The sequence below is a fragment of the Bifidobacterium callitrichos genome, from assembly GCF_008698085.1.
Classification (GTDB): domain Bacteria; phylum Actinomycetota; class Actinomycetes; order Actinomycetales; family Bifidobacteriaceae; genus Bifidobacterium; species Bifidobacterium callitrichos.
On sequence record NZ_RZJP01000003.1, the window covers coordinates 111,808 to 133,234 of the forward strand.

General features: G+C 62.2%; 18 protein-coding genes. 5 read left to right on the forward strand and 13 right to left on the reverse strand.

The window, feature by feature from the left end:
• Positions 1 to 166: 166 nt before the first annotated feature.
• From EMB92_RS07510 to EMB92_RS07520, 3 genes are all read right to left on the reverse strand, one after another.
• Positions 167 to 805: a hypothetical protein gene (locus EMB92_RS07510; protein WP_150394376.1), complete on the reverse strand. Its 639-nt coding sequence runs from the start codon at positions 803 to 805 to the stop codon at positions 167 to 169.
• Positions 795 to 2,063 carry a hypothetical protein gene (locus EMB92_RS07515; protein ID WP_150394377.1) on the reverse strand — a complete coding sequence of 423 codons (1,269 nt, stop codon included), beginning with the start codon at positions 2,061 to 2,063 and terminating at the stop codon, positions 795 to 797. The genes EMB92_RS07510 and EMB92_RS07515 overlap by 11 nt, the downstream gene beginning before the upstream one ends.
• 98 nt (positions 2,064 to 2,161) lie before the next feature.
• The gene (locus EMB92_RS07520; protein WP_150394378.1) at positions 2,162 to 2,959 is read right to left on the reverse strand and encodes an ABC transporter ATP-binding protein; all 798 of its coding nucleotides are present in this window, start codon (positions 2,957 to 2,959) and stop codon (positions 2,162 to 2,164) included.
• A gap of 1,287 nt (positions 2,960 to 4,246) precedes the next feature.
• Between EMB92_RS07520 and EMB92_RS07525 the strand changes: the two genes are divergently transcribed.
• The gene (locus EMB92_RS07525) at positions 4,247 to 4,714 is read left to right on the forward strand and encodes a hypothetical protein (RefSeq protein WP_150394379.1); all 468 of its coding nucleotides are present in this window, start codon (positions 4,247 to 4,249) and stop codon (positions 4,712 to 4,714) included.
• Between the two features lie 99 nt (positions 4,715 to 4,813).
• Here the strand turns inward: EMB92_RS07525 and EMB92_RS07530 are convergent, their stop codons facing one another.
• Positions 4,814 to 5,830, reverse strand: a complete 1,017-nt coding sequence (locus tag EMB92_RS07530) for a PPK2 family polyphosphate kinase (protein WP_043165345.1) — start codon at positions 5,828 to 5,830, stop codon at positions 4,814 to 4,816.
• Positions 5,831 to 6,012: 182 nt separating this feature from the next.
• On the opposite strand from EMB92_RS07530, the gene EMB92_RS07535 reads away from it, so the two are divergent.
• Positions 6,013 to 6,657, forward strand: a complete 645-nt coding sequence (locus tag EMB92_RS07535; RefSeq protein WP_043165347.1) for a response regulator transcription factor — start codon at positions 6,013 to 6,015, stop codon at positions 6,655 to 6,657.
• A complete protein-coding gene (locus EMB92_RS07540) occupies positions 6,651 to 7,760 on the forward strand; it encodes a sensor histidine kinase (protein ID WP_150394380.1) in 1,110 nt (369 codons plus the stop codon). Before EMB92_RS07535 ends, EMB92_RS07540 begins: the two co-directional genes overlap by 7 nt.
• A 26-nt stretch (positions 7,761 to 7,786) precedes the next feature.
• Here EMB92_RS07540 and EMB92_RS07545 read toward each other — a convergent pair whose 3' ends face one another.
• The 7 genes from EMB92_RS07545 to EMB92_RS07575 all read right to left on the reverse strand — a co-directional run bounded on the left by EMB92_RS07545 (position 7,787) and on the right by EMB92_RS07575 (position 14,511).
• A complete protein-coding gene (locus EMB92_RS07545) occupies positions 7,787 to 8,371 on the reverse strand; it encodes a hypothetical protein (RefSeq protein ID WP_150394381.1) in 585 nt (194 codons plus the stop codon).
• Positions 8,372 to 8,511: 140 nt separating this feature from the next.
• Entirely contained in the window at positions 8,512 to 10,029 is a 1,518-nt protein-coding gene (locus EMB92_RS07550; RefSeq protein ID WP_395951997.1) for an acid phosphatase, read from the reverse strand.
• Positions 10,030 to 10,193: 164 nt separating this feature from the next.
• Positions 10,194 to 11,438, reverse strand: coding sequence for an amino acid ABC transporter permease (locus EMB92_RS07555; protein ID WP_140444401.1), 1,245 nt, complete (start codon positions 11,436 to 11,438; stop codon positions 10,194 to 10,196).
• A 5-nt stretch (positions 11,439 to 11,443) separates the two neighbouring features.
• Positions 11,444 to 12,121 (reverse strand): amino acid ABC transporter permease, encoded by a 678-nt coding sequence (locus tag EMB92_RS07560; RefSeq protein WP_043165351.1) that lies wholly within the window; start codon positions 12,119 to 12,121, stop codon positions 11,444 to 11,446.
• A gap of 3 nt (positions 12,122 to 12,124) precedes the next feature.
• On the reverse strand, positions 12,125 to 12,970 hold the full coding sequence (locus EMB92_RS07565; protein WP_043165352.1) for a glutamate ABC transporter substrate-binding protein: 846 nt from the start codon (positions 12,968 to 12,970) through the stop codon (positions 12,125 to 12,127).
• Positions 12,971 to 12,994: 24 nt separating this feature from the next.
• A complete protein-coding gene (locus EMB92_RS07570; RefSeq protein WP_043165354.1) occupies positions 12,995 to 13,795 on the reverse strand; it encodes an amino acid ABC transporter ATP-binding protein in 801 nt (266 codons plus the stop codon).
• A gap of 161 nt (positions 13,796 to 13,956) precedes the next feature.
• Complete coding sequence (locus EMB92_RS07575) at positions 13,957 to 14,511, reverse strand: YbaK/EbsC family protein (RefSeq protein WP_150394383.1); 555 nt, start codon at positions 14,509 to 14,511, stop codon at positions 13,957 to 13,959.
• Positions 14,512 to 15,032: 521 nt separating this feature from the next.
• Between EMB92_RS07575 and EMB92_RS07580 the strand changes: the two genes are divergently transcribed.
• A complete protein-coding gene (locus EMB92_RS07580; protein ID WP_150394384.1) occupies positions 15,033 to 15,983 on the forward strand; it encodes a DUF559 domain-containing protein in 951 nt (316 codons plus the stop codon).
• A gap of 633 nt (positions 15,984 to 16,616) precedes the next feature.
• Here EMB92_RS07580 and aspS read toward each other — a convergent pair.
• Together aspS and hisS are read right to left on the reverse strand one after the other, a co-directional pair.
• On the reverse strand, positions 16,617 to 18,416 hold the full coding sequence (gene aspS, locus EMB92_RS07585; RefSeq protein ID WP_150394385.1) for an aspartate--tRNA ligase: 1,800 nt from the start codon (positions 18,414 to 18,416) through the stop codon (positions 16,617 to 16,619).
• Between the two features lie 81 nt (positions 18,417 to 18,497).
• A complete protein-coding gene (hisS, locus tag EMB92_RS07590) occupies positions 18,498 to 19,820 on the reverse strand; it encodes a histidine--tRNA ligase (protein WP_263390628.1) in 1,323 nt (440 codons plus the stop codon).
• 157 nt (positions 19,821 to 19,977) lie between these two features.
• Here hisS and EMB92_RS07595 point away from each other — a divergent pair, with 157 nt between their 5' ends.
• Positions 19,978 to 21,396, forward strand: coding sequence for a DUF349 domain-containing protein (locus EMB92_RS07595; RefSeq protein WP_150394387.1), 1,419 nt, complete (start codon positions 19,978 to 19,980; stop codon positions 21,394 to 21,396).
• The last annotated feature ends 31 nt before the right edge of the window (positions 21,397 to 21,427 follow it).

Consider the following 21,427-nt stretch of genomic DNA (forward strand, 5'->3'; position numbering starts at 1 on the left):
ATCATGTCCCTCAGGAACATGCTGATGCGCGGTCTGGCGATCAGCGGCTATGCCAACATCATGAACAATGTGTCGCAAGGCAAGATCATCAACGACGCCATCAGCTTCGAGCAGCACAAGTGACCCCCCCCCCGACGGACAACGGCGTCCGCCTTCTCACCCTTCATCACCCGAGCAGCAGCGGCGCCGCCCCGAGACGGCTGCGATGCCATCCCAGCACGGCGCACAGACCCAGAAGGGCACACACCGCCAGCCGTATCAGCACGTGATCGTCAAGATCCATCGGCAGCAGAGAGAATCCGAGCCACCGCGGCTGCCATGGCAGCGTGAACAGCACGCATCCGGCCGCGCACATCGCGACCACGCATCCCACGCGCCCGAACAGGGCGACCGCGATCATCGCCATGGTCGTCACGGTCAGCGAGAACACGATGTTGAGCACCACCACCGGAAACGCGATCCAGATGTCGCGTCCGATCAGCCACGCGGTCGGAGCGAGCGCGGCGTAGCACAGCATGACCATCGCGCTCAGGGCGCAGTAGCCTCCCAGATCCCTGCCGGACACCGCATCGACGATCGGTATCCGTGACATCAGACACCGGCACATCAGGATGCCGCACAATGACAGCATCACGGTGTCGACGCCGATCCTCTCCATCGGCCCGAATCCCGCGTAGGGAACGGCCGGCATGTCGAACACGGGTATGACGCCGCATACGACGCCGATCACCCCGACCGCAAAGGCCGTCTTCGGATAGCGTGCGGACAGCCACATGCGCGGATCGCCTTCACCCTCACCGTTCATAGGACTCCATCTCCTCGAGCATGTCGGCCGTCCACTCGCAGGCGCGAATCTGCTTGTCATGACGCCGATACCACGCCACGAAATCCGCATCCACCGAATCCCCGCCTATCTTCCTCCTCATCAGCTCATAGAGCCGATGCCGGGCGGCGGATTTGTCGATGTCGACGCCGGCCGAGCATTGGGGGCCGTCTCCCGACAGGTCGCCCGCCACATCCGCGACGAGCTGCGAGCGAAACTCCCGTTCGGAGAGGGTGGTACCGATGCTTGCATTGTTCAGACGCCAACGGTTCCTGTCGACCGGCTGCGGCATGCCGGGTATGGTTCGCGAATACGCCCCCAGAAGCCCCGGACCGATCAGCATATGACGTTCGCCCGGGTCGAACAGGCGATACGCGTTGTAGTCGACGTCCATCATGACAGGAAGCTGCCGCCGGTAATACCATTCGACGCATATCGTGATGTCGCCGCGGGTCTCGCATACCGCGGACGAACGGGGATCGGGGGCGACGATGTTCGGCTGCATCGCGATCACCAACGCCACCATCGCCGCGGGAGGCACGAGCCAGCAGGCGGCTCCCAATCGTTCCGGCAGCCGGAAGGCGGACAGCACGCCGATCGCGATCATGACCATGCAGATCGTCACCACCGCGAAGAACGCCATCCTGGCCCAGGTGATGACGGGAGCCGTGACATCCCCAACCCGAGGGAAATCCAATCCCCAACGGGCAGAGAGGGCCAGATACGAACGACCCGTCGAGTTCACACTGAGCGCCATGGGAGCGGTGGAGACGACCGTGATGACGACCAGCGCCACGGACAACGACAGATACGACGCCAGCCGGCTCGTCAGCACTCCGACAAGAAACGCGATGACCGGCCACATGCCGACGCCAAGCAGTATGGACGCCAGTGCAAGGACATCGCAACGGGCCAGTCCCTGACTCTTCGCCGTCACGGCGATCAGCGGCACGAATCCCACCGCATATGAAACAACGCAGCCCAGCCATGACAAGGCGCACACGCGGCATACCCGACGCGCAACGCCACGGCCCGCCGAGGGAGGCGAAAGCACCGAATTCACGCCGAACGCCCGGGCCTGCATGGCGGCGTATGCGCCCGCCACGAGCGACCCCGCCAACTGGGATTCACGCATCCTTATCTCCACGTCGTTCCAGACGGCGGGAGGCCATGACAGCCACCATTTGGATTGCAGCAGCGACAGCAGCATGATGAGCAGGCACATGGCCGCATACCCCATGCCGCCCAACGGGAAGGGGAACACGATACGTCCGGCGAGACGACGGAATGACGATGACGATGCTGGCGTTGCCGATGGTGTTGCCGACGCAGATGCCATCATGCGCTCCCGACAGGGTCCGAACCACGCGCACCCGTATGTTCCGAACGGTCGAGAACCGCCGCATAGGCCAGTTCCCAGACCGATCCCAGACCGTCGCGCTCCCCGCCGAACGATCGGAACCGTTCGAGACTCCCATGGAACGCGACGCTCCCCCGATCGAGCACCAGCACATCGGAGGCGAGCGTCTGGATCTCGTCGACGATATGCGTGCTCATGACCACGATCACATCGCCCTGCGCCGCATAATCCTTGAGAAAGCGACGAATGTCCATACGCTGACGGGGGTCGATGCCCACGGTCGGCTCATCGAGGATCAGCACGTGCGGCCGGTGGACCACCGCACAGGCGAGACCGAGCCTCTGGCGCATGCCGCCGGAGAGCTTGCGCACCTGCATGCCGGCCACATGCGACAGCCCGACCATAGACAGCGCGTCGTACGCCGCCTCATTGCAGTCCGGAACCGCGACGCCGTGCGCCCACGCGCTGTACTCCACGTTGCGCAATGCGCTGGACCATTCCATGCATTCGAACCGTTGTGGCAGGAAGCCCATGTCAAGTCGCAGGCGATTGAGATCGGATTGCCGCCGCGGGTCGAGTCCGCCGACGCTGAAGGATCCCCGACTCGGAGCGCACTGCGTGACGAGCAGTCGCAGCAGCGTGCTCTTGCCGGCCCCGTTGGGTCCTAGGACCGCGGTCACACCGGCGCCGATACGCAGCGTCACATCGCGCAGCGCCCACACAGCCCCGTGTCTGACCGACAACGACTCGCAGTCGATCCCAACCGCCTCGTTCATACCGCCCCATGATAATCAGCGATATGGCCAGCCCATCTTCGCCGTCGGACCGCAGCCCGCGGATGACAATGCGAGCCATCGCATATCATCAATCGTCGGCCACCAGTCGACGCCTCACCTCGGCCTTGTCGACGTCCGGCGCAAGCGGAGGTCAGGTCATGTTCATGTTCTTGAGGGTGGTGCACAACAGCTCGGAGACGACGGCGCGCGAATACAAGCGATTATCGTCGTTGCCTAGTATCCTGCGTCGTAAATTCGTTGTTGAATTGACTGACTCTCAGACCCGCTTCACGGGCCGGCTCGTCCTGCAATTACGGACGCGCTACGCGTGCGTCATGCCGGCTCGCCTGTCGGTTTACATGTCGCCTGCAAACAGTTCCGCTGTTTGCTTCGCAGCAACGTCCTGACAAGAGGAGCCGGGAATGGGATCAACGATTTTCCGGCGCGAGATACTGGACATTCGGCCGCGCCACCACAGACCGACTCAATTGCGCCGCCCGGCCGCGCCATTTCAGCCATGTCGTCCGGACGCGTCCTTGGCCATGCCCGCCCCTATCCGTGCCATTCAACGCAATTTTCACCGGTTTTGGCGTTGAGTGGCACGACGATGCGTCATTGCCGCCTCACCGCCTTGTTGGCATGTTGTCAAAAGGGCCATTTTCCAACGATTCCGCAATAGCCAATATCGCAAGGACTGTCCATGCCGCCGATGTGTCTGCCACTCAGCGCGGAAAATCGCCGAAATCGTGTTGAGTGGCACGATTTTCTGCCACCCGACGAACATCAACCGATTGACCTGCGCTGAGTGGCAGACTCCTCACGTATCTGTCCCCGATCCGCCCCGATCGCCGTATCGGATCCTATGGGATCGGACGTTTTCGCCGCTTCCCCCGCCCCCATAACGTCGGATCCTACGGGATCGGACGCGATGAGGCGAGAAATGGGGGCTCTCGTGGTGGATCCTAGGGGATCGGACGCGATGGGGTCGGACTGGACGCTCACTGATTCGATGGACGTCACAGCGACGCCCATCGGACACGACAAGGGGGCGTGATGACCCTACTACGATTCTTTGCACGCACCTAGATCTTGAATTTCGTGCACGAAATAGGTAGACTTATGTGCACGAAAAGGGTGCGGGCCTTGGAACGCGCCGGCTCGTACGACATCATAATCCTGGGCCGAGTCACCGCACGGCACCCCCAGTCCAGCGTCGATGCACTGCGTTCGACATGGGCCCACGCTTGGAAGTACATGACGAGGCTGGGCACCGATCCGATGGAAACCATGGCCATCGACTACGATCCGAAAGTACGTCTGGTCGAGATGATCGCATTCGATGCCGGCAACGGCAGCATGATCATGTACCACGCGAACAACGCGCAGAAGAAGTTCCTTCGGGAACTGGGTCTGAGTGAACGCGACATCCGCAGGCTCATCGGAGGAGATGACATTATGGATCCGATCACCACGGCAGACGGCACGGTCGTCACGGAAAAGATGCTCGACCAGTGGCCCGCTGATGTCGAGCACGGTGTCTATCACGGCTCCCCCGGGAAGGTTGTCACCCGTCGACGTTTCGGCAGGCCGCGCACCTATGCCGAACCTATGGATACCGTGACATTGCGCGTTACCGCCGACACGCTCCATGAGGCCGAGCAGCTGGCAAACCACGACAACGTGAGTCGCGCCACGATGCTGCGCGAACTGCTGGACCTCGGGCTCAAGGAGAAACGTCGTCGCATGACTGCATGACGACAGCCTGATCACCACAGTCGGTTGACGTGCATAATGGCTCCCATTGTCGCCGTCAGACCGCAACATCGCCGACGACAGCGGGAACCATCCATATCATCAATCGTCGGCCGCCAGTCGACGTCGGGCCTCGGCCTTGTCGATGTCCGGCGCGAGCGGAGGCCAGGTCATGTTCATGTTCTTGAGGGTGGTGCGCAACAGCTCGGAGACGACGGCGCGCGAATACCAGCGGTTGTCGGCGGGGACCAGATACCACGGCGCGGCGGATGTGCTCGTCCGCTCGAACACCTCCTGCCATGCAGCCATGTAGTCGTTCCAGCGGTCACGGGCGTCCAGATCGGATGCATCGAACTTCCAGTATTTGGTCGGGTCGTTGAGCCGCCCGAGGAAGTGGCGGCGCTGCTCCTCGCGGCCGACGACGAGGAAGATCTTGATGACCGCGCACCCGTCAGCGACGAGACTGCGCTCGAACTCGTTGACGAGGTCATAGCGGGCACGCCACACGTCCTCGGGGAGAGTGCCGTACACGTGCGGCATGACGATATCCTCGTAGTGGGATCGGTCGAACACGGCGATCCACCCCGGGTCAGGCAGTTCGCGTTCGACCCTCCACAGGAACCCGTGGCTCGTCTCCTCATCGGTCGGCTTGCCGAAGCCATGGTAGTGGATGCCCATCGGATCGCCCTGACGGAAGACGTGGCGTACGATCCCGCCCTTGCCGGAGGCGTCCATACCCTGCAGCACGATGAGCAGCCGCCGGTTGGAGCCTTTGACTCCGTTGGCGTAGAGCAGCCGCTGGTATCGGGCGATCTCCGAGGAACTCAGTGAGATGAACCGTTCGGCGTCGTACTTGTCGCCGTCGAAACCGGGCGTCGCGCCGGATTGCGCGTCGGCCACCTCGGCGAGATCGACTCCGTGGTGAAACATGAGCCGTTGCGCCGGCGGCATCGACCATACGGCGCTCAGCAGTTCGCTTGATTTCGCCGCGTTGGCGAGCCGTTCGGCGACGGTCGCGCTCTCCTCGATCAGTCCGATGCGCTCCTCGGCGAGATCCATCGCCCGGTCGATGCGCCGTTTGGCGGTCCTGTCCACTTTGACTTTGTCATCCTTGCCCATGAGCCGATTCTACGCCCCGGGAACCGTCTTGCGCACGAGCACACACGTCGGGCGACGACCTTCGCATCGTCTCTTCATGGCACCATGCATGACCAATGTGATCATCAGGTACATACACGACCCACAGTGATACGATTGATCGTGAACGAAAATGATCACGCGTGACATTATGCGAGGATGAGATGATCACTGTCGGCATCGTGGATAACGACCCGTATGCGGTGTCCGTGCTCTCGAAACTGCTCAGGGAGTCCGGCATGGACGTCCAATGGGGAACCACCTCCGCCTCGGCGGCCCTTCGCCGTTGCCTGTTCGAATCGGCAACACCGCAGGTGCTTGTTTCCGACGTGCAGATGGACGACATGAACGGCATGGAGCTATGCCGCCAGATCCGTCAGCGCAAAACCACGCCGGGCATCATCATGATCACCGCGTATCCGCCGAAACGTTATCTCGAACAGGCAGTCAGAGCCGGTGCACAGGGGCTCTATCTCAAAACGGATGTGGCCGGCATCCGTACAGGGGTCCGAGCGGCGGCAACGGGAGACACCGCACAATCCGATTCTGGCTTCTTGAACTGCGTCGAGGCACGCAACGCCCTCCTGCGAAACGTCTCATCGAAAAGCGAGCTTTCCGAACGCGAACGTACGGTGATCGCCATGTACGCCGACGGCTTCACCACCGACGACATCATGCGAAAGCTGTCCGTAAGCAAGGGCACCGTAGCCACCTACGAGAGACGCGCCTGCGCCAAACTGGGCGCCGCAACCCGCGCACAGGCCGTCGCAAAATACGTCCGCCTACTGACGACGGGAATGACATGCTGAAAGATCTACTTCAACAATACAAGCAATTCATTCAATTGCTAACAGACCATTGGATGACGATCTGCGCATTGACAGCCGCAGGACTCGGAATAATAGAAATAACATTCTATGCCATAGGCGGATTGGCCGACTTTCCGATGATCATATGGTCTATCGCACAGATTAGCGCGACACTCGTAATGGCAAAATGGCACAAAAACGGCGCTTGGATAGTCGGCATTATTATGGCCGCAGGTACTTTATCCCCGCAACCAGTTTTGAATTCAGGATTGCTCTCAACCCTATGCGCTTTAGTCATACTATCCAACCTACATCTCATTCAAGCTATTGTACTAGCTAGCATCAACACAACCTCCTTGGCTATCTTTATCTATAATAATAGTATTTTGCCTTGGTCGACATTATTTAATTTCCTTACATTATATCTTTCAGCCATACTGCTAGGAAGAATGGTGCTTTGGCATAACAAGACGTTAGCCAATCGACTACAACAGGAAAAAGAAATAGAACAGCGAATGATTGCAGCAACAATCCATAACGAAATTGCTAATGGAATTAGTGTAGCTATACTTCAACTAGAAACTGACAACTATTCAACCAAAGAAATAAGCAAAGAATTAAAAACAGTATTGTCTAAAATTCATAACGTAATCCATGTGTTAGAGCAACCAAGAGACCCAAGCAGCATCATTCAAGACATTTACACTAAAGACGAACGACAGGAAATCAAACAATTATGCATTCAACAAGATACGCTACTTCACTCCTTAGGACTCAGAGGTAGAACAGTTATTCAGCTAGATGAAGATTCTATAAATAGCAACACCAAACATTTATTAACACAAATTCTATATGAAGCGTACACCAACATCGGAAAGTACGCCGATCGCAGCAAAGGTTACATTATCTCAATATCCACCCAAGCAGGTCAAATTTATATCACTGCGACAAATGTCATTCAAGATCACGCTAAAGATCTATCGGGACACTTTGGACTACAACAATTACAATCTCAAATAACCAAATCCGGAGGCTTACTCCAATATGGGCCAGTAGACAGCATCTCAAGAGAATGGCAGCTACTGGCAATCATTCCGCAATAGTGGCACTATAATGATTTGTATATACTCTATTGGGCACTTCTTCTTCCAGTCATTTCATCTGAGTTATCAATCCTGTCATTGAAAACGAGTCTTTTGACGACTATTGCTACAACGATCCACGCGTAATATACTGCGAGCGCAATGTTGAGGTACCACGGAGCAGCCGATTCAGCCGAGTTCGCAATGATTGACGTCAACAAGACACATCCGCAGACCACCGTGATGCCATCGACGACCCGTTTCCCCGTCGTTCTTGTCCTACGAGTCAATTTCCGCCTCATCGGTGAGGAAATGTCATCGATCGCATCACGGATGGGATGCGGACGAATCACACTCGACAATCCGATCACCACTGCCCCGATTAGCATCATGACAGTGGACCGCATTTCGCCGCCGGTCAACCGATTCATCCATTCCGAGGCGAAAACGGTGAACCAGAACATGCCATTGCCAACGAGCGCGAGTATCGTCTTGATCGCCAGTCGCATCTTCACATGACGAATCGGAGCATCAAGCACTGCGTCATCGACAAGATCGACCTTCCGTCTCACCACGGGAATCGACTGGCCATCAGGTTGTTGATCCCCATTGATAATCCTCTGATCAACCATCGGATGTCCTTTCCTTGAAGTTGGAAGCCTCATCACTTCCGATACTTCTGATGGTACAGATCACGTACAGGATCACCGAATGCGCTGTCCTCCTCAGAAAGACAGCGCGATTGATCAGACACGGACCTCCGCGATGATTATCATCGCTCCTCGCGCCGGCCGCGCAGGTTCATCGCATATCCGGCGATGACGGCGGCGACGGTGCCGATCGCGACGGCGATCAGGGCACGGCGACGCACGTCGACGATCGCGAGGCCCGGACCGGAGGGCTTGAGCGCGTTCTCGCCGGCGGCCGCATCGGAGGCGGGGTGCCCTCCCCTGTCGGCGTACTGCGCGTTGACGACGCTTGGCCCATTGATCGGATCCGACGCCTTGTCGGCGGACTCGGCGGTCTCGACCTTGACGACGTCGCCGTTCTCGTCGAGCGTGACGCGGGCGCACAGGGCCTTGGCCCAGTTGATGCGCTGCCAGCCCTCACTCGACCGCCACAGGGGATATCCCGAGTCGAGCGCCGTGGCCTTCAGGATCGCGTTCCTCTGGTCGGCGTGGAGTTGCGGGTATGCGAGCCGCAGCACATCGGCGGCCCCGCGCGGCGCGGTGAACGTCTTGCCGGCCTCGCTCTTGTCCTGCGGGAAGCCGTAGGTCATGCGCGCCGTGTAGACGCGTATGGCGGATGCCTGGTCCCTGACCGGCTCGGTGGCCACGGGGTCGAGGAAGTCGTTCGTGTAGCCGCCGCTCGAAGCGGCCTTGAGATTCGTGATGCATTCGCCCAGCGTGGATCCATGCCCGTCCGCCTTGCAGCGTTCGGTAAGGTACCCGCGCAGCTGGTTCGCAGCGGGCACGACGGCGTCGGAGAAGTCGTTGTGCCAGTACTGGCCGTTCTGCGCGGAGCCCCCGATGCGCCCGCCCATGATGTCGAGCGGGTAGTGGACGCCGAGCACGATGCGGTTGTTGCCCGCCTCGGAGGTGCGCGCCATGATCTGCGGCGCGAGCTCGGGGATCATGCCGGCGAGCGCCACGCCCCACGAGTACGCCATGGTGGTGTGCCCGGACGGGTAGGAGCTGTTCTTCTGCAGGTTCGAGTATCCGGGGATGTGTTCGAGCCAGGAGGGTGATTCCTTGATATCGAGGGTCGCGGGGAGCCCTGCGAGATCGTTGGTGCCGTCGTAGGTGCTCACGGAGCGGTCGAGGTAGGGTCTGGGGTGCATGGCGGCGCGCTTCGACTGGTAGGTGGAGGCGACGTTGAACTTGAACAGGTTGACAACCAGCCCCAGCTTGTGCTGGTTGATGCCTTCGCTCATGTAGCGGCCAAGGACCGGACCGAGGGAATCGGGCATGGTTTCCCGCGGGTAGAGGTCGGAGTCGATGAGGGCGCGTTTGCGCTGCGGGGTGAGCCCGTTCTCGTCGGCGTCCTCGGCGCCGAGATGGTTGATCTCGACGGCGAGGTCCTCGTCGCGTTTCATCGTGGCGACGTTGAGCACCTTGCCGCCGTTCGCCTTGTCCTTCGGGGCCTGCCAGTAGTCCTTCTCGTAGTCCGCGAGGAGCGCGACCCAGTCGGGATTGGGCAGCTGGTCGGCCTGTGCGGCGGGCAGTGGCGCGGCGAGGGCGACGAGCGTGAGTGGCGCAATCGTCAGAATGGCGCACAGCGCGGCGATCACGCGGGAGGATACGGCAACGGCGGATGGGCTGGGGAACTTCACGTTCCCTAACCTATCCGCCGTTTCGCTACGTAGCGCGGAGTCCGACCGAACTCTGGGTGAACTCTTCGTGCCGGGTTAGCGGCGTCCGAGCGCGGGTTCTCCCGGCCCTAGCCACGATCCGCTCAGATCTTCGGCCGGCCACCCAGATCGGGGTGACCCTTGCCGATGTCGTTGTGCGGCTTGAATACGGCGCGGTCGTGCTTCTCGCCGTGGCCGTACTGATCATGCTGCTCGTGACCGTGACCATCGTGATCGGTCTTGGCGTCCCTGGCGGCCTTGGCCTTGCGCGCCTGCTCCTCGCGGAACGGCACGCCGGTCTCCGGGTCCACCTGGCTTTCGGGATGCGTCTCGTCGTAGCCCTGCTCGTAGCGGGTGCGGCGCCAGTTGCGGATCGAGGCGTTGGTGCCGCGGTGATGCACGTGGTACTTGCGCGGCGCGCCGCCGAGCGGCAGCTCCTCGACCTCCTTGGCCACGGCGATCTGGTTGACGTTGGACGGATCCATGATCGCGATCGGGGCGACCGGTTCCGGTTCGGCGGGGGCGGCGGTCCTCTCCTGCATGCGCTCGGGCAGCCATTCGGCGAGGCGCGACAGCAGCCAGCAGGCGATGAAGTAGATCACCGCGGCCATGACCAACGTCTGCAGGATGTTGAAGTACATCGAGCCGAGTCGACGCGACTCCTGCAGCAGGTCGGTGTACATGATGATCGAGCCCAGGGCGGTGTCCTTCAGGACGACGACCAGCTGGGTGACGGCGGCGGGCAGCATCGCGTAGACGGCCTGCGGCACCTCGATCGACAGAAGCGACTGCGTTTCAGTCAGGCCCAGCGCGAGGGACGCCTCACGCTGGCCGTTCGGCAGGTTGCCGACGCCGGAACGCACCAGCTCGGCCACGACCGAACCGTTGTACAGGATCAGCGCGATCACGACGGCCCAGTAGGAGGGGCTCTGCATACCGGCGAACGCGAACCATCGCCAGAAGAAGATCATGAGCAGCAGCACCGGCACGGCACGGCAGAACTCGACGATCACGCCGGAGACGCCGCGCAGCACCACGTTCGGCAGGAGTCGCCCCACACCGAAGACGAGGCCGAAGAGCACGGCGCCGATCACGGCGACGACGGTGGCCTGCAGGGTCATCAGCAGGCCCGGCAGGTAGAAGTCGGTCCACGCCTCCTGGTCGACGGCCGGCTTCCACAGCTCCCAGCTCAGCTGGTTCTCGCCGTCCGGCGGGTTGTGCAGTCGCATGAGGATCAGGACGATGACGATCGCGAAGATGACGCCCGCCACCCAGTTGAGGATGCGAATGCGGCGACGACCCTTGGGACCGGGCGCGTCGAAGAGGACGGAATTCGAAGTATCGGCCATGTCGGTCACCTCCTGACCGCGAGCTTGTTGGACAGGTACGTGGTGAGCATGCCGATCGGGATGATCAGGATCACGTAGCCGAACGCGAAGATCAGGAAGATCTGGATGATGACGTCCGGACGGAACTCGATCATCTGGCTCATCAGCGACGACGTCTCGGTGGAGACGGACGCGGCGGCGGCGACGGTCGAGTTCTTGAGCAACGCGATCAGCGTGTTGCCGAGCGGCGCGACCGAACCGCGGAACGCCTGCGGCAGGATGATCTCGGTGGCCGACTGCATGAAGTCGAGGCCCAGCGCGCGCGCCGCCTCGGCCTGGCCGAGCGGCACCGTGTTGATGCCGCTTCGCAGCGACTCGCACACGAACGCCGCCGTGTACAGGCTCAGACCGGTGACGGCCAGCCAGAAGAAGTTCGTGGCGAACGTGTCGGAGAACGTGAGTTTCAGCTGCGCGTAGGCGCCGAGCACCATGAACACCATGATGATCGTCAGCGGCAGGTTCTTGAACAGCTCCACGTATGCGCCGGCCACGGCGCGCAGGGAGGAGATCGGCGAGATGCGCATCATCACGAGGATGACGCCCAGAATGGTCGAGAACAGGGCCGACCACAGGGTCAGCTCGATGTTGACGAGGAACGCGCCGAGCACGTCATACTGGCTGAACAGTTCGATGAATCCGTTCATCGTCTACTCCTCCTCCCCTTCGTTCGGCGTCGGCGGGTTGTAGCGCACGTCGGGCGTGTACGAGGTGCCCTTGGTGTTGTCGGCGACGGCGCGCTTCCACGAGCCGTCCTGGATCATGTCGACGATCGCGTTGTTGATCTGCGTGGCGAACTTGGTATCGCCCTTCTTGATGCCGACGCCGTAGTACTCCTGCGTGAACGGCTTGCCCACGACCCGCAGCTTGCCGCGCGAGGCGGAGGCGAGACCGGCGAGGATGATGTCGTCGGTGGTCACCGCGTCGACGATGCCGGAGAACAGGGCGGTCGCGCATTCGGCGTATCCGGGCTGCTCCATGAGCTGCACCTCGGAGGCGAACTTCTCCTTGACGGTGGCGGCGGAGGTCGAACCGGTCACCGAGCACAGGCGCTTGCCGTTCAGGTCCTCCGGACCGTTGATCGAATGGTCGTCCTTGCGCACCAGCAGGTCCTGTCCGGCCACGAAGTACGGGCCGGCGAAGGAGACCGCCTTCTTGCGCTCGTCGGTGATCGAGTACGTGGCGAGGATCATGTCGACGTCGCCGTTCTGGAGCATGGCCTCGCGCTGCTTGGACGGTGCCTCCTTCCAGACGATCTCGTCCTCGGAGTAGCCGAGCTTCTTGGCGATGTACTTGGCCACGTCCACGTCGAAGCCGACGTACGTGCCGGACTTCTTGAAGCCCAGGCCCGGCTGGTCGAACTTGATGCCGATGCGGATCTTGCCCTCCTCGCTTTCGCCGCACGCGGCCAGGGACAGCGTGCAGGCGAGCGCGGCGACGGCGGCGATCACGCGGCGCGCCGTCCGTTTCATATGCGTGTTGAATGTGAATGTCATGTCGTGTCTGTCCTCCCCTATCGATCAGTGGGTGAGGATCTTCGACAGGAAGTCCTTGGCGCGTTCGGTCTTCGGATGGTCGAAGAACTCGTCGGGGGTGTTCTCCTCGAGGATCTGGCCGTTGGCCATGAACACGATGCGATCGGCGGCCTTGCGGGCGAAGCCCATCTCGTGGGTCACGCAGATCATCGTCATGCCTTCGTGGGCGAGTTCGACCATGACGTCGAGCACCTCGTTGACCATCTCCGGGTCGAGCGCGGAGGTCGGCTCGTCGAAGAGCATGACCTTCGGTCGCATGGCGAGGGCGCGGGCGATGGCGACGCGCTGCTGCTGACCGCCGGAGAGCTGGGACGGCATCTTGTTCGCCTGGCTGTCGACGCCGACGCGCGCCAGCAGGTCCATGGCGAGCTTCTCGGCCTCCTTCCTGTCCATGTGACGGACCTTGATGGGGGCGAGGGTGACGTTGTCGAGGATCGTCTTGTTGGCGAACAGGTTGAACGACTGGAACACCATGCCGACCTCGGCGCGCAGGTTCGCGAGCTCGCGGCCCTCCTGCGGCAACGCCTTGCCGTCGATGCGGATGTCGCCCGAATCGATGGTCTCGAGGCGGTTGATGGTGCGGCACATGGTGGACTTGCCGGAGCCGGACGGGCCGACGACGACGAGCACCTCGCCCTTGTTGACCGTGAGGTTGATGTCCTTGAGGACGTGCAGGTCGCCGAAGTGCTTTTCGACGTGGGTCAGTTCGACGAGGGGTCGGCCGGTATCGTTGCCCGGCACCAGCGGCGCCACGGGGCGCGTTTCTTCTTCTTGCTTTTCTGCCATAGTCGGGCAGTATAGCCATGCCGTGTTACCTGCGTAACACCCGCCATCCCCCATGCGTTCACTATGTGAGACCATCAACGGACGTCGATCGGGGTGATATGCGGGTGTGATCGCTCACATCCCCTTACTTGCCTGAGACCCTGGCCACGCCGCTCATCTCGTCACGCGGCACGTGGCTTGCCGAGCGTCGGCACGAACGTGACGCCGGGGAGGTCGGCGAAGATCGACCCGTCGACCACGAGCTTCGACGGCCGGATGCCGGAACCCAGATACAGCTTCGGAATCGACAGGATGTGCTGGTCGACGAGCAGCGGCCATCCCTCTGGCAAGCCGATCGGCGACATGCCGCCCGACTCCATGCCGGTGGCCTCCACGGCCGCGTCGATCGGCGCGAAGCTCACCTTCGACACCTCGAGCGTGTGCTTGACCACGCCGTTGAGGTCGGCGCGCGTGTCGGCCGTGACGAACGCGGCGGCGAACTGCGGCGGCGCCTTGCGTGTCTTGTGCGTGTGGACGACCACCACGTTGCCGGTGATGTTGAACGGGATATCGTACTGTGGGCACCACAGGTCGGTATCCGACTCCTCGTCCGAATTGATCGTGACTCCGAGGATCTTGCTCTCGGGCACGCCCGACGCGACCAGCTCGTTCAACTTGTCAAACACCGGCTTGGCGAGCAATGACCCGTCACGCCAATCCAAAATCTCCAACGCCATATTCCCCTCCATACGCTCATGATGTTGCGCCCAAGCATAACGACGAATCACCTTGGCGCGCCGCCCAGCCTATAGGGATTGCCTATAGCCGGTTCCCGAGTCAACTCCCCTCCATCCACAACCCGCCCACCATCCATCCATCACCTATCACCCACTCGTCACTCGCCTATCACCCATCCGCAACTCACCATCACTCACCCGCAACTCACCAATCACCCATCGTCACCCATCCGCCCCGCCCATCCATCACCCATCCACCCCACCCATCGCGCGAACTGGACCCCCATCGCGCGGTGACTTGCCCATGAAGCGGTGAGTCGTTTTTGAGGAACGGCGGAATACAGCCGTTTTCCATCACCGCTCCATGGGCAGGTCACCACTCGATGAGCAAATCACCGCGTCATGGCCCCCGTAGGGGCGCAATGGGAAGCATCGGGCCGCGATCCACATCGGGAGAGGCTTATGCACATCATCGATTCGGTCATTCGACACGTCCGTCTCGGACAACTATCCTCTCCCGCATGAACGGTTACAACGCAGTACCGCAGAACGGCGAGGTACGCGACTACGTGCGCAATGGACTCGACGCGCAGGCGACGGTGAAGCTCTCGCAATGCTGGGAGCTCATGTCCCGTTTCCGTACCGACAGGAAGATCTGGTTCTCATTGCATACCGCGCTCGAGCTGTGCAGGATCGAAAGGCCGCAACGCAGCACGCTGCCGAACAGCAGCTTCTACGTCACCGTGAGAAAAGGCAAACAGCGATCGACCTTCACCGATGTCTCGTTCCACATATGGGATCAGCCGTTCAAGGTGCATACGTTTCCCAATGGAGTGTCCTGCCTGCATCCCATCGACGTGTGGGTACAGTTCGCACAGTATCTGAACGTCGACGAGCTGATCGTCCTGCTCGAGGCGATCAGCAGACGATGCAGATATCCGATCGACGCCTTCACCAATCGATTACCGGCGTTTTGCAGAATCGTGGGACGCAAACGGTGTGAGGCGGCGCTTGGCATCGCCCAATCGTCGGATTCGGTTCAGGAGACGCGCGCACGACTCGCCCTGCTTCGATTCGGCCTGTCCGCGCCGACCATCCTGCACGTCATCGTCGATCCGGTCAACAACGCACGGTATACGGTCGACATGGCGTATCCGCAGGGCAAGGTCGCTATCGAATACGACGGCGACCATCATCGCCGGTTTCGCGCCCAGTACGTGCGGGACCAGCAGAAGCGCCGGCGTCTGCGTCAGATGGGATGGATCGTCATCGAAGTGTTCGCCGATGATCTGCTGACCGAAACAGTTCAGCGTGATTTCGCGCAGCAGGTCGCCGACGCATTGAAAACACCCTTGCCGGGAAGACCGCAACTCGCATATCGGGCACTTACCGACCCGAAACTCGCCATACACGCGCGCAAGGGCGAGTATGCAAGAGCGACCCGGGCGCGGGGAAACGCACGCAGGAGGTGATGGCACGGCGTGTCGTACATCCGTCGCCCGACGATCACATAGCGTGATGGCCCCCGACCGGCGACCAAGACCAGTTACACACTTACCGAGACACTCCCCCATCGCGCGATCTCGTTCCCCATCGCGCGGTGACTTTCCCATGAAGCGGTGAGGCGTTTTTGAGAAACGGCGGAATAAAGCCGTTTTCCATCACCGCTTCATGGACAGGTCACTACTTCATGGGCAAGTCACCGCGTCATGGGCACTCCAAGGACTCGATGGGGATGTGAGTAAAAGGGTTTAGGGATGGGAGTGACAGTGTGACAGGAGGTAATGGAAAGTAACGGGAGATGAAGGGAGATAACAGGAGTAACGGGGTAACGAGGTAACGGAGTAACGGAGTACGGGAGGAGATGGTAACTGTGCAGAGTAACGAGGTAACGGAGTAACGGAGTATGGGAGGAGATGGTGACTGTGCAGAGTAACGGGAAGTAGCAGGAGGTAACGAGGGCAACGAAGGCAACGAGGGTAACAGGAGGTGCGAAGGAGGTATACGAGGAGGTATACGAGGAGGTATACGAGGCGCATATACGAAAAAGGTGAGGCCATGCATAGTGCATGACCTCACCTTTCATCCCCTAACGGTGAAACGGATCAGTCCTGATCCTCGTCCGGGTCGTAGTCGACGCCGGTCTCGGCGCGCTGCTCGGCCGAGATCGGGGCCGGGGCGCCGGTCAGCGGGTCACGGCCGCCACCGGCCTTCGGGAAGGCGATGACGTCGCGGATCGAGTCGGCACCGGCGAGGATCGACACGGTGCGATCCCAGCCGAGGGCGATGCCCGCGTGAGGCGGCGCACCGTACTTGAAGGCGTCGAGCAGGAAGCCGAACTTCTCCTGGGCCTCCTCGGAGCCGATGCCGAGGACGTTGAGGACGCGATCCTGGATGTCGTCGCGGTGGATACGCACGGAGCCGCCGCCCATCTCCTCGCCGTTGCAGACGATGTCGTAGGAGTCGGACATGGCGTGCTCGGGATCCTTGTCGAACTTGTCGATCCAGTCCTTGCTCGGCATGGTGAACGGGTGGTGCATGGAGGTCCACTTGGAGTGGCCGACCGCCACGTCGTCGTCATCCGGATCGTCGGTGGGCTTGAACAGCGGGAAGTCGACGACCCACGTGAAGGCGAACTTCTTCGGATCGAGCAGGCCCTCACGGCGGGCGAGCTCGACTCGCACGGCGCCCAGCAGCAGCTGGGAGGACTCGCGGGAGCCGGCGGCGAAGAACACGGCGTCGCCGTTCTCGGCGCCGACGGCCTCCTTGAGGCCGTTGCGCTCCTCCTCGGACAGGTTCTTGGCGACAGGTCCCTTGAGCTCGCCGTCATCGGCGAAGGACACGTACGCAAGACCCTTGGCGCCGCGCTGCTTGGCCCACTCCTGCCATGCGTCGAACTGGCGACGCGGCGTGGAGGCGCCGCCCTTGAACAGGACCGCGCCCACGTACGAGGCCTGGAACACGCGGAACGGCGTGCCCTTGAAGTAGTCGGTGAGCTCGACGAGCGGGTTGCCGAAGCGCAGATCCGGCTTGTCGGAACCGTACTTGTCCATCGCGTCCTGCCAGGTGATGCGCGGCAGCGGCAGCGTGACCTCGTAGCCGGCGGACTTCCAGATGGCGGCGATGACCTTCTCGGCCATGGCCATGACGTCCTCCTGATCGACGAACGCCATCTCCATGTCGAGCTGGGTGAACTCGGGCTGGCGGTCGGCGCGGAAGTCCTCGTCGCGGTAGCAGCGGGCCAGCTGGTAGTAGCGCTCGACGCCGGAGACCATGAGCAGCTGCTTCAGGAGCTGCGGGGACTGCGGCAGCGCGTACCAGGAGCCGGGCACGAGGCGGGCCGGCACGACGAAGTCGCGCGCACCCTCCGGGGTGGACTTGATGAAGGTCGGGGTCTCGACCTCGGTGAAGTCCATCTCCTCGAGCGCGTGGCGGGCGGCCTTGGTCATGTCGGAGCGCAGCTTGAGGTTGTACTGCATGGACGGGCGGCGCAGGTCGAGGTAGCGGTACTTGAGGCGCACGTCCTCGCCGGGCAGCTTGTTCTCGGACTCGTTCTCGAGGGCGGTGGACACCTGGAACGGCAGCGCGTCGGCCTTGGCGAGGATTTCGATGTTCTCGGCCACGACCTCGATCTTGCCGGTGGCCAGATGGGTGTTCTCGTTGCCGTCCGGGCGCAGGCGGACCTCGCCGGTGACGCGGATGACGAACTCGCTACGCAGCGGGCGGGCCACCTCCTCGTCGTAGATGACGACCTGCACGAGACCGGTGGAATCGCGAAGATCGATGAAGGCGACGCCGCCGTGGTCGCGACGACGGTCGACCCAACCGGCAAGGGTGACCTTCTGACCGACCAGGGCCTCGGTGACCTCGGTCGCATGGTGTGTTCTGTAAGCCGTCTGGCTCATGCTTCCTCTTTCAGTGATTCAGTTTTCAGTGATCACAATGTTGGTTTTTCCGCCGCGCGCAGGGCACGGAGACATGAAAAATCAGCCAATGACAACGGTTTGCCGGGCATTAACAGTATCCGGCTCCCACGACGTGGCGTCGGCCGGGGCCTGATCGCCGGTGACGATGTTCTTGACCTCGTCTCCCGCGCCCTCCTGACCGGGGAACCACACGTAGGGGATGCCGAGCTTGTCGGCGTACTTGATCTGCTTGCCGAGCTTGGCCGCGGTGGGCGCCACGTCGGCGGCGATGCCGCGCGAACGCAGCTCTGCCGCGATCCGGTTGGACGCGGCGCGATCGGCCTCGTCCCACACGGCCACGAGCACGCTGGCCGGGGAGACGCGGCTGGCGTGCGCGCCCGCGGTGTGCAGCATGTAGCTGACGAGTCGGCTCAGGCCGATGGACAGGCCGACGCCCGGGTACTTGCGGCTGCCCTGCGAGGCGAGGTTGTCGTAGCGACCGCCGGAGCAGATCGAGCCGAGGGAGGCGGCGCCGTCGAGGAACGTCTCGTAGACGGAGCCGGTGTAGTAGTCGAGTCCGCGCGCGATCTTCAGATCGGCGATCACGGAGCCGGGGCGGATGGCCGCGGCCTCGTCGACGATCATCGCGAGCGTGGCGAGGCCCTCGCGGGCCAGCGCGTACGCCTCGGAGTCGGTGGCGATGCCGTGCGACGCGCACAGGGCGTCGAACCGGGAGGAGAGCTCGGCGCCGTCGGCGGCGGTCAGCTCGGCCAGTTCGAGGCAGGCACGGGCCTGCGACTCGTCCGCGCCGCAGTTCTCGACGAGCAGACGGGACACCTCGTCGGCGCCGATCTTGTCGAGCTTGTCGATCTCGCGCAGCACGCCCTCGATGTCGGTCAGGCCCAGTCCGCGGTAGAAGCCCTCGGACAGCTTGCGGTTGTTCGCGTGCACGGTGGCCTTGGGCAGGCCGAACGCGCGCAGGCGCTCGAGCGCGGAGACCATGACCAGCGGCAGCTCGACCTCGTAGTGGTCGGGCAGCTCGCCGGCGCCGATCACGTCGATGTCGGCCTGGACGAACTCGCGGAAGCGGCCCTCCTGCGGGCGCTCGCCACGCCAGACCTTCTGGATCTGCCACCGCTTGAACGGGAACGCCAGCTGGCCGGAGTGCTCGACCACGTACCGGCTCAGCGGCACGGTCAGATCGAAGTGCAGGCCGAGCCGCTCCTCGATCGGGGTGTCGGATTCATGCCCGACCTCCTGCAGACGGGACAGCAGGTAGATCTCCTTGCTGGTCTCGCCCTTCTTCAGCAGCGATGCCCCGGTTTCCACGGCACGAGTCTCGATGCCGAGGAAGCCGTTGAGCTCGAAAACTTCACGGAGCGTGTCGATGACACGCTGCTCCACAACGCGTTCAGAGGGGAGCCACTCTGGAAATCCTGATATTGATGCGCCTTTAGCCACGAAATCAATATAATAGGTGAGGGTTGCGTCAACGTTGTGGAATTCCTCCATGACGTAGGGACGTACACCGCACATACTTCCAAGCTGTAAGGAGCTGGCCATGGCCGACGAAAACGCCACCGAACCCGTGAACACCACCGAGACGACCGAGCAGGCAGTGAAGCCCGCTGCGCCCAAGCCGAGCGCCATGCCGAAACCGCATGCGCCCTCCCCGGCCGCCTTTGCGAAGAAGGCTCCGGCCGCGCGTGTCGCCGCACCCTCCCCCGCCGGGTTCTCGGAGGCGGACATCAAGCAGGCCGAGGCCTTCGGCCGCGTGGACGACAACGGCACCGTGTTCGTCAAGGAGGGCGAGTCCGAGCGCGAGGTCGGCCAGTTCCCGGACGTCTCCAAGGAGGAGGCGCTGGCGCTGTACGCCCGTCGCTATCTGGATCTCAAGGCCAAGCTCGACACGCTCGAGGCGCGTCTGAAGTCCAAGAACATCAAGCCGCGCGAGATCGACGACTCGATCAAGATGCTCTCCGAGGAGACCGAGGCCCCGGCCGTCGTGGGCGACATCGCCTCCCTCAAGGCCCAGTTCGAGGCGCTCAAGACCGCCGGCGAGGCCAAGAAGGCCGAGATCTCCGAGGCGCGCAAGGCCGCCATGGCCAAGGCCATCGAGGGACGCACCGCCATCGTCGAGAAGGCCGAGGAGCTGGCCGCCTCGCTGGGCGAGAACACGAACTGGCGTTCCACCGCCGACAAGTTCCGCGCCCTGTTCGACGAGTGGCAGGCTCACCAGCGCAACAACGTGCGCATCGACAAGAAGGACGCCGACGAGCTGTGGAAGCGCTTCTCCGCCGCGCGCACCACGTTCAACCAGGGACGTCGCAAGTGGGCCCAGGCGCGCGACAACGAGCGCAAGGAGGCCCGCACCGTCAAGGAGGAGATCATCAAGGAGGCGAACGAGCTCAAGGACTCGACCGCCTGGGGTGAGACCTCCCACAGGTTCCAGGAGCTGATGGATCGCTGGAAGCAGGCGGGCCGTGCCGGCCGCAACGAGGACGACGAGCTGTGGGCGCAGTTCCGCGAGGCCGCCGACGCGTTCTTCAACGCTCGCCAGGCCGATCGCGATCAGATCTCCGCCGACGAGAAGCAGAACCTCGCCGCCAAGGAGGAGCTGCTCGTCAAGGCCGAGGCGCTGGTCCCCGTCGCCGACGAGAAGGCCGCCAAGCACGCCCGTCAGGAGCTGGCGAAGATCCAGGAGGAGTGGGATCAGATCGGCTACGTGCCGCGCGACGACATGCGTCGCATCGAGGGCCGTCTCGACGCCGTCGACAAGCAGATCAAGGCCGTCGAGGACGCCGCCTGGAAGCAGTCCGATCCGGAGGCCGACGCCCGCAAGTCGAGCTTCGAGGAGCAGCTCAACGCGCAGCTGGCCGAGCTCGACCAGAAGATCGCGGCCGAGTCGGATCCGAAGAAGAAGGCCAAGCTGGAGGCCGAGAAGGCCACCAAGGAGCAGTGGCTCAACGCGGTGAAGTGATGCTCGGCATCACACGATCAATCGTGTGAGC